Origin of the sequence: Hymenobacter nivis (assembly GCF_006439025.1) — a bacterium.
GTDB lineage: Bacteria > Bacteroidota > Bacteroidia > Cytophagales > Hymenobacteraceae > Hymenobacter > Hymenobacter nivis_A.
In genome coordinates this window covers 1-12500 of the sequence record NZ_RCYZ01000016.1, presented here as the reverse complement: position 1 = coordinate 12500, position 12500 = coordinate 1, and the positions used below count along the sequence as shown (strand labels likewise).

Here is a 12500-nt window from a genome sequence, read left to right as displayed (position 1 = left end):
GAAACGCCCGATTTCCGTCATATCCGCCCCGCTAGGGTTACGGCACCTTTGCAGGGTAAATTTCCTTGATTCCCTGACCCTTAACTATGCCCGGCAGCCCCTTTTTCGTAGAGTTGCGGGCCATGCTGGGCTTTGCCGGCAGGTTTTTGCGCGAAGGGTTCCGGCCGCGCTACGAGTGGCTGGAGCTGGTGAACCAATGCTACATCATTGGCTACCGGTCGCTGCCACTGGTGGGCATCACGAGCTTCATCATGGGGCTGGTGCTCACGCTGCGGCTGCGGCCCACCATGGTGCAATTCGGGGCCACATCCTGGATTCCGGTTATGGTGGGGCTCACTATTATTCAGGAGCTGGGCCCCATCATCACGGGCCTGATGGTGGCCGGTAAGGTGGGCTCCAGCATCGGAGCCGAGCTGGGCTCGATGCGCGTGAGCGAGCAGATTGACGCCATGGAGGTGTCGGGCACCAATCCATTTAAGTACTTGGTGGTCTCGCGCATATTGGCCGCTACGCTCATGGTACCCATCCTCACGCTACTAGCCGATGCGGTGGGCCTAGGAGCCTGCTACCTGGGCATCAACCTGCAAGGCGTAACCTCGGTAGCTCTGTTTGCTAACAACATTCTGGGCCGCCTCACCTTCGGCCAAGTGCTGCCGGCGGTGGCCAAAACCTTCTTTTTTGGCTTCGCCATCGGCCTCATTGGCTGCTACAAAGGCTACAACGCCGCCAAAGGAACCGAGGGCGTGGGTGTGGCCGCTAATTCGGCCGTGGTGCTGTCGTCCTTGATGATTTTCCTGCTCGACCTGGTGGCGGTCGGCGTCAGCACCGCGTTCGGTTTTATTTAATGCTACCCATGTCGCCTGTCACCTCGCCCGCCCCAGCCGCGCCGCCTACCCCCGCTTCAGTGATCGAAGTCGTGCTGACTGTGGCCGGCATCAGTAAATCGTTCGGCGAAAACCACGTGCTGCAAGACTTTTCGCTGACGCTGCACCGGGGCGAAAACATGGTGGTGCTCGGCAAGTCGGGCTCGGGTAAGTCAGTGCTTGTCAAGTGCATCATCGGCCTGCTCGCGCCCGATGCGGGCACCATCACAGTACTCGGCCAGTACGTGGCCACCCTCGACCATACCGCCCTCGACGCGCTGCGGGCCAAGGTAGGCTTCCTCTTCCAAAGCAACGCCCTCTACGACTCCATGACGGTGCGCGAAAACCTGCTTTTCCCGCTGCGCCGCCACTGGCTTGCCGACCGCCGGGGCCAGGAAGACCAACTCGTGCGCCAGGCCCTCGACGACGTGGGCCTGCCCCAAACCATCGACCAGCTGCCCGCCGAACTCTCGGGCGGCCAACGTAAGCGCATCGCCCTGGCCCGCACCCTCATCCTACCCCCCGAAATCATCCTCTACGACGAGCCCACCACCGGCCTCGACCCCGTTACGGCCCGCGAAATCGACCAGCTCATCCGCCACGTGCAGCAGAAATACCACGCCTCGGCCCTCATCATTTCGCACGACATGAATTGCGTGCGCCTTACCGCCGACCGCGTCATCCTGCTGGCCGAAGGCCGCTGCTACGCCGAAGGCACCTACGACGAATTGGCCCAGAATCCCGACCCCACCGTCCACGCCTTTTTCGCCTGAGTTGAGGCTGAGTAGGTCTTTAAGCCCTCATGCTGAGCGTAGCGCAGCATGAGGGCTTAAAGACCTACTCAATTTATGATTTCTATTACATAACCCGTAATCAAAAAGATGCCTACCCCCAGCCACCATATCCGCCTCGTCCTGTTTGTGCTGTCGGGCTTGGCGTGCCTGGCCGCCACGCTGGTGCTGCTCGGGCAGCGGCAGAATCTGTTTGGCGCTTCACTGACGGTGCGGGCCGATTTTCGCAACGTTTCGGGCCTGCTCACCGGTAACAACGTGCGCCTGGCCGGCATCACTGTGGGCACTGTTAAGGCAATTGATATTCTGAACGATAGCACCGTGCGCGTGTTGATGCACCTCAATAGCGTCGTACAGCCCTACGTGCGCCAAAATGCCGTGGCCTCGGTCGGCACCGACGGCTTGGTAGGCAACACCATCGTGAACCTGACCGCCGTGGCCGCCCCCGCTCCGCTCATCGCCGACGGCGACGTGCTGCGCACGACCACCCCGCTGGCCATCGACGAGATGCTCAAAACCCTCAGCGTATCCAACAAAAACCTGGTCGGTATCACCCAGGATCTGCACCAGATTACGGGCAAGCTCAACGGTAGCCAGGCGCTCTGGCAGTTGCTCGGTGACCAGCAGGTAGCCGCCAACGTGCGCCAGAGCCTACTTCACCTGGCCAGCACCACGGCTATGCTTCAGATTTCCGCCACCGACATCAGCCAGCTTACGCGCGGCATCCGCCAGGGCCGCGGCCCGGCCGGCTACCTGCTGACCGACAAAGACTTTGCAGGCCAAATGCGGCACGTGACCCGCCAGCTAGCCCGCAGCACCGACACCCTGGCTAGCACCCTGGGCAGTCTCCAGCGGCAGGTGCAAACTGGTGCTGGCCCCCTGCACACGCTGCTCACCGACACCGCCATGAGCGGGCAACTGCGCCAAACCCTCAGCCACGTGGAACAGGGCACGGCCGGCTTTAACCAAAACATGGAAGCGCTGAAGCACAACTTTCTCCTGCGTGGTTACTTCCGCAAGCAAGCCAAAAAGCAGGCGGAGGCTCCGGGCCGAGACGCCACTTTTTAGGCCGCGTTTAGTCTAAGTTGTTGTCTCAGCACTGCGGCTAAATAAAATAATGCACGTGCTGGCCCTTATTGGATGGTTTTGACGAGTGCCTGTGCAGTGCGTGAAGGCACTTTTTCCAGGCATTTCTCGCTGACCCTTATTGGAGTACCTCAAGGCAGTACTACTTGCGCACTGATGACACCTCGATAGGTTCCACCTGATGTTCTGTAGGCGGCGTAATACTGGCTACGCCTGGTCCAGCTTATCCATTTCCTTGCGCACCTCCGCCAGCAGCTGCTGCTGCGTGGGCAAGTAGAGCTGGTACTTGCTGGCGACAATGGTCTGGTTATCGGCCGGCAAGCTGATTTTCACCACCGCGTCGTTCTTGTCGGCGCAGAGCAGGATGCCGATGGTGGAGTTTTCGTGGGGCAGTTTTTCCAGTCGGTCGTAGTAGTTGACGTACATCTGGAGCTGGCCCAGGTCTTGGTGGGTGAGCTTGTCGGTCTTGATTTCGACCAGCACAAAGCACTGCAACAGCCGATTGTAGAACACGAGGTCCACGAAGAAGTCGTCGCCGTCGAGGTGCAGGCGCTGCTGCCGGGCCACGAACGAAAAGCCGTTGCCCAGCTCCAGCAGAAACTCTTGCAAGTGGGTGATCAGGGCGGTTTCCAAGTCGCGTTCGTAGTAAGCGGCTTCCCGTTTCAGGCCCAAAAACTCCAGCACCATGGGGTCCTTGATGATATCCCGGGCTTCCGTGGGCAGCTTTTCCTGGCGGGCCACGGCCAGCACGGCCGCCACGTCGTTGCTCAGCAGCAGGCGCTCGAACAACTGGCTGTTGACCTGCCGCTCCAGTTGGCGGGCCGACCAGTTATTTTTAGTCGCTTCGGCTAAGTAAAACTCGCGCTTATCGGGGTTGTCGAGGCTGATGAGCGTTCTGTAGTGCGTCCAGCTCAATTGCGTCCGCAGTGCGGACGCAATTGGGAAGGTGCGGTAAAATTGGCGGTAGCGCTCCAGTTGCCGCCCAGAAAACCCGCTGCCAAACTGCGGCTGCAACGCCGCGGCCAGGCCCTTGATGAGACTCGTGCCGTAGGCGGCCCGGTCAGCCCCGTGCTGCTCCTCTTCCAGAATCACCTGTCCGATGTGCCAGTACAGGAGGACCCGCTCGGCGTCGACGGCCCGCACCGCCTGCTGGCGCGCCTGCGTGATGAGGCCGCGCACGGTGGCGAGTAGTTCTGGGTTAAGACTCATACGGCACTGGTTGCGGGGGTGAACGGCTCAGGAACGCCTTCTGATAGCCGCGAAGGAGTAAAATTACGGCAAATAATTACGAGCAAAGGCCACAAAGTCATGACCTGCTGAGCTATACCTGGAGCGCCAACCACATCAGTCACGTCGAAATGCCGGTGGGGCCCTGGGGCGCCGGGCTGAGCGTGCGGGCTGTTGGCGGTAACACCGGCGGGGGCGGCCTGGGTGAGCGCGATAGCACCGGCCACCTGGTGGCCGGCGTGGTGCACGAAGGGGAGTGGGTGGCCCCGGAGTAGATGCTCCAACAGCCCAAGTAGGCCAAGTCGTGGGCTACTTGGAGGCCGAGCGTAAGGGCTACGCCAGCGGCGGTTACACTGGGCCGATCAGCTTACCGCCCAGTGCGGCAGGTGGGGGCAGCCGGGCCAGCGACGAAACTGCAGCGCTAGTGAGCTAACTCATTGCCGCGACCGAGGCCCAGCACGCAGCGGTGGCCGAGTGGGCTAAGAACCTCAAATTGGATTACCACGCCGGCAACGCCGAGGAGGCAATGGGCTTGCGAAACCAGATAAAGAGCGCGGTACGATTATAATGAAATAAGCCTGGTCGTACTAGCCAGGCTTATCCTATTGTAATCCTGCATCAATTATTCCGTGTCAAAACTACAGAATTATACAACGGCGTTGTCGCGTTCTGACATAAGCAATAAGGTTCTTCTGCAGTACTCCTGAATGGATTGTGAAGCTATGAAACTCAACAATCTATGATTAGCTATTGTGATGTTTTTTTCCCTAACACAATCTCTACCTCCTTCTGAGTAGAACTCAACGTCGCTAATTAAGTCAAAATAGCTAGTTGTTGAATCTGGAGAAATATGAGGCGGAGACTCGCCAGAATGAGTAAACCTAGAGCGATAATTATAAGTATCTGTCAACAGCTTTTCAAGCACAGGCTTTTTTATTTCTGATGGATAAATGTCCATGTTCATATTTCTATACAAATTATAATGTGGTGTATTATCAATTTTAGGCCATCCGGGAATTTCTGCAACCCTTTGGTCATCAAGTTCTTGTGCATYTTGATAATATGTTCCAAGTTCTTCCCAACGGTTCGGTGGAAAATATTCAAAGATAAATTTTTTGAATCTTTTAGTTAAATATGTTTTTTTGCTCACCTCATTTTTATAGGCATCTAATAACTCTTTAAAGTCACTGTCCTGTTCCGCCTTACTATTCCAATGTGATAATTTTGGATCATCAAATTTTACATCATCAACGCTAAGTGCATGTAGTGCCACCGTTTCTATAGCAGATATGAGCAGGTAATGTGATAATGAAAAATCATTTTTTCTGTTAGAATGCGCCAGACTCACAAGTCTAATTGCCCTCATAACTTTACTGTATTTGTCTTCCGGTAGCTGAGCTAAGTTGTTAATTAGTGATTCTAATTCGTTTTTGACTTTCGAAACTGCAATGTGAGACAGACCACCATGACTCATATCTGCAACTGGCATCAATATAGATAGCGCTTGTTTAGCCCCTTCCGACGGCATATGCCGGGTAATTAAATAGTCCGGAGAGCAACCAACTGGTCTTCGCAAAACACAAGAAACGATCGACGYCAAAGCAATGGTGTAGAAAGACGACGTATGAATCCCACGGCCATTGGGAAGAACAACTGGGGTGATGTAGGAGGTGTATCCTTCGCTAAAATGAATTGGCTCCGAAGGTTGGATGACAAACCCGCACACTGCAATTTCCTCTTGTAGTTGAAAGTCTAATAGCAAATGGCTCGTAACGCCATTAGTGACGTGTTGGTCAAGCATTCCTATTCCGCTGATATCTATTGTCCGAAAGTGATGCATGCACTCTTCAAACATTACAAAATCATTGGTAAAGTTTCGGGTATAAGGGCGCGGGCTCATATTGACATATTGTTAGTTGAACGAGTCGGGTTGGTGTCATTGAGAAAGGTGACCGCAAGCTAAAGGTTGCCTAGCGATATTCAGTTGTCTCCCGAATGGTTATTCCTGCCCATTTCAATTCACACTACTATAAAAATAGCTAATGTATTTGAAGCTTATGTTACATATTATTTAAAAATACGCACACAAAAGATATATTTTTATAATAATAAAGATATATTTTTTATTATAATCTATAAAATAAATAACTACAAGTATAGTATTGAATACGTAAATATTTATTTTACGAATTCAGTAAATAATTAATATTTATTTTCTCAAAAGGATTGATATCTGAAATACTTTTTCCGCGAACTGGAACGAAACTTGGGTGTCTATTATACCAAGAGTCGGAAACTTTACAGCATGAATACAAAGGAGATAATTCTGTATTCCCAACTATTTGCAGCATTTTACCTCGCGTTGATTTTATTGTTAACTCAAYATTAGGATCTGCAAGCGATACCCCTGGCAAATTGATTTTAGCATCTACTTGTAAAGTAAGACTTGATGAGCTATCGTTAGATATTATCACAGTTGCTCGTTTTGCAGTATACAGCGACTCGATTAAAATCCATTCTTTATTCCATTTACCATCATGGTAAGCCTTTAAAATATCGTCGGCAACCCTACTACGATTGTTAAGTCGGTGCATACTTAGTCCAGACGCATTAAAGACAAAAGCACCTTCACGAGAAAAATCAATTGTGATTTCACCCTTAGCATCCGAAAGGGTCGACATACCTGTTGAAGTCGTGATGTGGATCCCTTCTGTTGAAGTATACTGTATATCTTGCTCTGCTTGATCAGCAACCACATCACATTGAATACTAAGATCCTTCAGTGTAGTTACGAGTCGAAAACGTCCATTTTCCAATAGTCCTAAATCTCCCACAGCGATGGGGTCACCTGGGAACCATGTTGCAAAGAAACCAAGGTTATTGTGCATCTCTTGCTGATAAAGCTTTGCGGGGCTTGCCATGTGTTAGCTGAGAATTAAAGTATTAAGACGATTGGTGGGGTATCACTTGTATCAGTATTACTTCATTCACTAAAGAGTAGAGTGGCTATGTGATAATGCAGCTACCTTGGCTAGATATAAATGTAATCAATTAAGCTAATAGTGAAGATTAAACTCCTTTAATATTCTTATAAAGTAATTCCATGTAAAATACGGAAACAATTTTAGTTGTTTAGTAAAATATTCATATTATAGTATTTAAATATATGTATTATATATAATATTTATGCTAAACAAAAGAGCATATTTCATATCGTTACAAGACCTTATCCCGACTAAAACAACTTGCAAAGAATTTAATAAGGTTAATTAGCAAAATCAACTACGGAAGCATTTTAAATCAGTCAACCATTGCGTTACTAACGGAAATAAGTCAATGATTAAGTCGGAACTACAAATTCTATTGCAACAAATTGATGAAATTGAAGGCGATGCTTGCATTCAGTTGATCCGACGTGCACTAATAATCATGCAAGAGACTCGGGATATAGATTGGGCTTTTCTACAGCTAAAATTAGGAGTTAGCCTAAAAAAATCGTTTACAGGCAATAATGCCCAGAATATAGATAATGCTATTAAAGCATTTTATTTAGCACTGCAAATTTATACACGTGAAAAACACGCTTATCACTGGGCCATAACTCATGGTAATTTAGGCAATGCTTATTTAGACAAACTTACTGGTGATACAGCACAAAATATTGAGAAAGCCATTCAATTGCACGAACAGGCGTCAGAAATATTTACTAAAGAAATCTATCCAGAAGAATGGGCTAACACACAATATAATTTAGGCAATGCTTATTACAAACGTGCAAAGGATAAAAATCTAAGCATGGAAAACGCCATCCAAGCTTACCGAAATGCATTACAAGTATTTACTATTGAACATTTTCCATTCAAAAGAGGCTATATACTAAATAATTTAGGTTTAGCATATTTAGATCGATTAGAAGGAAATAGTGATGAAAACCAAGATTTAGCAATTTATGTCTTTGAAGAAGCCTCACAAATTGATGATTATAAAAACAATACTCAGGAATGGGTTAAAGTACAGGTTAACTTAGCAGATACCTACGCGAAGCGTATCAACGGTGTCCCAGCTGAAAATTCAGAATGCGCTGTAAATGCATACAAGCATGCATTAGAGGTGTATGCACTACCAGGTTATTCTAAAGAATTGGCTGACACTCAACAAAAATTAGGCACTGTTTACCAGTTCCAGCCCCATGGCGAACGTTCTAAAAATTTAGAAGATGCCTTAGAGATATACAACTCTGCCCTGCAATTTTTTACAAAAGAAACATACCCTGAAGAATGGGCTGATATATCAATTAACTTAAATGGTGTATATATACACCGATTAAGAGGTGATTGGAAGCAAAATCTAGAAATTGCACTTGAAATATCTAAATCAATTCTAGAGATATTTAATAAAGAGAATAATATAAAGATTTGGGGCGATGCTCAACTAGGTCTAGGAACTACTTATGCTAAGCGTCTATTGGGTGATCGTCCAGAGAATTTAAAACATGCTCTCGAAGCATATAACTTGGCATCACAAGCATATGAACAGGACAAAAATATTGAGCAGTGGGCCGGCGTACAGATAAACATAGGAAACATATATTTAGAGCCTTTAATAAAAAGTCGCTTTCAAAATGTGGAAGTCCAAAATATAGAGAATGGCATTAATGCATACACACTGGCCCTTCAAGTTTTTACACAAGCTAATTATCCTGAACAGTGGGCGATTATACAAATCAATTTAGGTGCTGCTTACAGATGGCGTTTACAAGGAAACAGACCTGAAAATATAGAAAAATCCATAAATGCATACAAATCAGCTTTGCAAGTGTATACTAAAATTCACCATACAAGGCTACACTTAGACACATCTTATTATTTGGCAGACTTATTATACAAAGAAAAGCAGTGGCCTGAAGCAAGAGAAGTATATGAAAATGCTCATCAAGCCCTAGTTTTATTGCGTGGAGATACGTATCATCAAGAGAGCAGGAAATATCTATCATATGAAAATGCTGAGCTCTATGCAAATCTCATTCATTGCTGCTTGTTATTAAATGATCATGCCGCAGCTGCTACTTACGCGCTATCCAGTAAAAGCCGTACGCTTACCGAATTAATGGCGGAAAGTTCTTCATCACTTGATATCTTATTAGCACAAGATCCTCTCCTTAGAGCAGCGTGGGCTCCTATACAAGAGCTTAAAAAAAGGTTAGATTTTCTACTCAATTCTTTTAATCTTTTCGATTCATTTACTTCAAATACTAGGCAATGGCAAAAGCGACAAGCAGATCATATTGACACAGAAATTGCATCATTGCAACGAGATATCAATCAGCTTAGTGACACTATGATATTTCGTTTCCCTGCATTAGCAGGTATTCGACCCTTACCACAGCTATCCATCAATCAAATCCAAGAATTACTAGTAGAATTGAATAGTATACCATTAGTCGAATATATTCAACATGGTGGTGGGTGGTGTGCTTTCATTTTTACTCCTGCCGAAGTCTATTATGTACAATTAGCAGGTAATTTATCAGAACTTTTATTTGATTCGCTTTTTGCTATCATAGCAGATACTTTTTGGGTTCGAGATGGACAACTTATTGATCAATCTACTGCCTTAAAAAGCATGTACTCTCTGCTCATAGCTCCTTTAAAGGCTCATACTTCTATTGTAGGTCCACTGGTACTGGCTCCTACAGGACCACTTCATTTGGTGCCATTTCAGGCATTAGCTGACGAGCAAGGACATTATCTGAGCGAGGATTGCGCACTCAGTTTTATTCCTAGTGCAGCCACAATGTACATACTTCACAAACAAATTAGGGAACTGAATATAAAAAGGAATGGCGTGATAAAGCAAAGACTACTCAGCGTCGCATACTCAGATTCTAATGGTAATTACTTACCTCATGTATTGTCCGAAGCCAAGGCTATAAGTAAGCATTTCACCGAGCTCGTAGAATTATTAGAAGAAGAAGCTTTACCTGAACGAGTAATTCAAAAGGCTAGTCAACCTTTTGAAGTAATTCACATTGGGTGCCATGGCAGTTTTAACTATGATAGCCTCTTAGATTCAGGCTTGCTTTTGGCACAACAGCGTCTACTTACAATTAATGATATCCGGTTACACATTCGGTTACAAGGACGACCGTTAGTTACCCTTAGCGCTTGTCAGACTGGCCACACTCGGCCTGAGCGAGCCGATGAAACCAATGGATTGTCTTGGGCCTTTTTAGCAGCAGGTGCATCCGCTGTAGTCTCCAGTCAGTGGTCAGTGGCTGACGAAGCTACTCGCGAGCTATTTGAAGCCTTTTACTTCAGCCGTCGTCAAGCTGATATTAGTGATGCCGAAGCTTTACGCCAAGCTATCCAGCATCTTCGGCAGAATCCAGTTTATCAAGAGCATCCTTTCTTTTGGGCTGCATTTCAGGTAATGGGAATACCATTGCCAGCTTGATTAGCTCGGTGCAATACAGAAGAATCTATAAAATGAGACGGGTTGTACTGAGTAAACCAGTTGGCAGTAGAGACAAACGTGTTTTTACTGCTGCCTACCGCACGGCAACTGATCGGGCTTCGATTCGGAAACTAAACTAGTCTTGACGGGCAATGCCCGGGCGATGAGGAGAAAGTAGCCGGGCAACTGGAGGAAAAGTATTAGATATATAAGAGCGGTTCACAGAAACGGGATGTGGTCACTTTCTAAACGTCAATTAGTAAACGGGGGGAGGAACATTGACAACTGTCGCAGCGACACTAGCGGCGGGGTTTTAGTGATTTCACAGGGTTTAAACGACCGTTTAACCAATGTGAAATAAGACAAACCGAGGGTACTTTTGCCCAAACTCTCCTCAATTCCGTGAAGTCTTACGTCGCCTACCTGCGCGTCTCCACCCAAAAGCAAGGCCAGTCCGGTCTGGGCCTTGCCGCCCAGCGCGCGGCGGTGGCCGCCTTCGCGCCGGGGGGCCAGGTGGTGGCGGAACTGGTCGAGGTCGAGTCGGGCAAGCAAAACCAGCGGCCGCAGCTGGCCGCCGCGATGGCGCTGGCCAAGGCCCGGGGCGCGACGCTGCTCATCGCCAAGCTCGACCGGCTCTCCCGCAACGCGGGCTTCATCTTCGCACTGCGCGACGCGGGGGTGGACTTCGTGTGCTGCGACATGCCCGACGCCAATACGCTCACGGTCGGCATCTTCGCCGTGCTCGCCCAGCACGAGCGCGAGCTCATCTCGCAGCGCACCAAAGCGGCGCTGGCGGCTAAGCGGGCGCAGGGCGCGCGGCTCGGCACGCCGGCCAACCTGACGCCGGCGGCCACGCAGAAGGGGCGGGACCAGAACCGGGCCAATGCGCACGCCAACGAGCACAACGAGCGGGCGGCGGCGCACATTCTGTTGTTGAAGGAGAAGGGGTTCAACTACTCCCAAATTGCGGCGAAGTTGAATGCGTTGCGCTTTGTCACCCGCACCGGCAAGGCCTTTCGCGCCGAGCAGGTCAAGCGCTTGTACCTGCGCGCTACCTAGTCCCCGTGGCGGGGGCGTGGAAACGTCCGGTGCGGTACCTTTCGTTATAAACTCGGACTTAGTTTGCCACCCGCCACGGCAAAGGGCCTGGCTGCTAGCCGTCTTTTCGCTGGCTTCTCCCATCAAGTAGCCGCCCGGTGCGTGTCGGGTGAGCGCCTTTGCTTAAACGTCCCTCGCCCTTATGGAACCTGCGCCTTCTTCAGCCGCCAGCGCCGTGCGGCTCAACGGCCTGCTCTGGTTCAGCATTGCGCTGCTGTACCTGTCGGCGTTTGTTGGCCGAAGCGAGTACGCCCTGGTGTACGTCCTGGTGGTGATCCCCGCCGTGGCCGGCGCCGGCGCGTTGCTCAACCTGGGCCTGGGCCTGTGGAACTACGCCACGGACCGCCGCCGGGCACTGCCGTACCTCCTCGGCGCCATTCCGTTAACCGTCCTGGGGGGGTGGCTTTGGTACAGCTTAAACCACTTGGAGAAAAGCTGGTAGCCCGGAAGTAGTCGAGCGAAAAGGCAGAATGAGACCGCCACTGCCCGAACACGTAGAAAAGACGTGGGCGAGGCGGTGCGGAAGGGGCCCTTTCAAGGGCGACCATTCACGGGTTTGCCCGGCGTCCACGGGGGGCGCCACGTTGTCTTCCTCGTGGTTACAAGACCACCCCCACTTTTTTTGCTTAACCGCCCCCGTCACCGACTTGCAAGGCCCTTTTTTCTCATTGGTAGCGCGAAACCACCGTTTCAATGAACGCTGTATTATTCGTCTCCTGAATAGAGCCACATGACGGTCAGGGTATCGTGGGCAAAAATGAAACAGTGACTGGCATTTTGTTCACTGGGCACGACCTCGACAGTGTCGCACGGCGTGGACGGAGCCCCAACCAAGCGCAGAAAGGCGGCTTTGGACATGCCCACTTCCACGCCCGGGTACACCACGAGCGAGCGGTCCCGCACGGTTGCGGCTATCCAGTACGGCGTCGAATGGGTGGGATTTAATGGGGTGATGCCCCCAAATACCAGCTCGCTGTTGCCC

Annotated in this window: 11 protein-coding genes; 7 read left to right on the top strand and 4 right to left on the bottom strand. The window is 49.8% G+C overall.

Going from position 1 to position 12500, the window contains the following annotated elements:
* Positions 1 to 86 precede the first annotated feature (86 nt).
* The 3 genes from EAH73_RS22330 (at position 87) to EAH73_RS22320 (ending at position 2722) form a co-directional block, all read left to right on the top strand.
* Positions 87 to 845: an MlaE family ABC transporter permease gene (locus EAH73_RS22330; protein ID WP_140469654.1), complete on the top strand. Its 759-nt coding sequence runs from the start codon at positions 87 to 89 to the stop codon at positions 843 to 845.
* An 8-nt stretch (positions 846 to 853) separates the two neighbouring features.
* On the top strand, positions 854 to 1636 hold the full coding sequence (locus EAH73_RS22325) for an ABC transporter ATP-binding protein (RefSeq protein WP_140469653.1): 783 nt from the start codon (positions 854 to 856) through the stop codon (positions 1634 to 1636).
* A 108-nt stretch (positions 1637 to 1744) separates the two neighbouring features.
* Positions 1745 to 2722: an MlaD family protein gene (locus EAH73_RS22320; RefSeq protein WP_140469652.1), complete on the top strand. Its 978-nt coding sequence runs from the start codon at positions 1745 to 1747 to the stop codon at positions 2720 to 2722.
* A gap of 225 nt (positions 2723 to 2947) precedes the next feature.
* Here the strand turns inward: EAH73_RS22320 and EAH73_RS22315 are convergent, their stop codons facing one another.
* Positions 2948 to 3949, bottom strand: coding sequence for a YhcG family protein (locus EAH73_RS22315; RefSeq protein ID WP_140469651.1), 1002 nt, complete (start codon positions 3947 to 3949; stop codon positions 2948 to 2950).
* Positions 3950 to 4098: 149 nt separating this feature from the next.
* Between EAH73_RS22315 and EAH73_RS23250 the strand changes: the two genes are divergently transcribed.
* A complete protein-coding gene (locus tag EAH73_RS23250; RefSeq protein ID WP_161599659.1) occupies positions 4099 to 4242 on the top strand; it encodes a hypothetical protein in 144 nt (47 codons plus the stop codon).
* Between the two features lie 371 nt (positions 4243 to 4613).
* On the opposite strand, the gene EAH73_RS22310 is transcribed toward EAH73_RS23250, so the two are convergent.
* Both EAH73_RS22310 and EAH73_RS22305 read right to left on the bottom strand, forming a co-directional pair.
* Positions 4614 to 5867, bottom strand: a complete 1254-nt coding sequence (locus tag EAH73_RS22310; protein WP_161599658.1) for a hypothetical protein — start codon at positions 5865 to 5867, stop codon at positions 4614 to 4616.
* Between the two features lie 283 nt (positions 5868 to 6150).
* On the bottom strand, positions 6151 to 6855 hold the full coding sequence (locus EAH73_RS22305; protein ID WP_161599657.1) for a hypothetical protein: 705 nt from the start codon (positions 6853 to 6855) through the stop codon (positions 6151 to 6153).
* Between the two features lie 448 nt (positions 6856 to 7303).
* Between EAH73_RS22305 and EAH73_RS22300 the strand changes: the two genes are divergently transcribed.
* From EAH73_RS22300 to EAH73_RS22290, 3 genes are all read left to right on the top strand, one after another.
* Positions 7304 to 10420 (top strand): CHAT domain-containing tetratricopeptide repeat protein, encoded by a 3117-nt coding sequence (locus EAH73_RS22300; protein WP_140469648.1) that lies wholly within the window; start codon positions 7304 to 7306, stop codon positions 10418 to 10420.
* A 402-nt stretch (positions 10421 to 10822) separates the two neighbouring features.
* Positions 10823 to 11479, top strand: coding sequence for a recombinase family protein (locus EAH73_RS22295; protein WP_140469647.1), 657 nt, complete (start codon positions 10823 to 10825; stop codon positions 11477 to 11479).
* 181 nt (positions 11480 to 11660) lie between these two features.
* Entirely contained in the window at positions 11661 to 11960 is a 300-nt protein-coding gene (locus EAH73_RS22290; RefSeq protein ID WP_140469646.1) for a hypothetical protein, read from the top strand.
* 263 nt (positions 11961 to 12223) lie between these two features.
* Here the strand turns inward: EAH73_RS22290 and EAH73_RS23245 are convergent.
* Positions 12224 to 12500 (bottom strand): hypothetical protein (locus EAH73_RS23245; protein WP_161599656.1); only part of this gene is annotated, 277 nt, incomplete at its 5' end.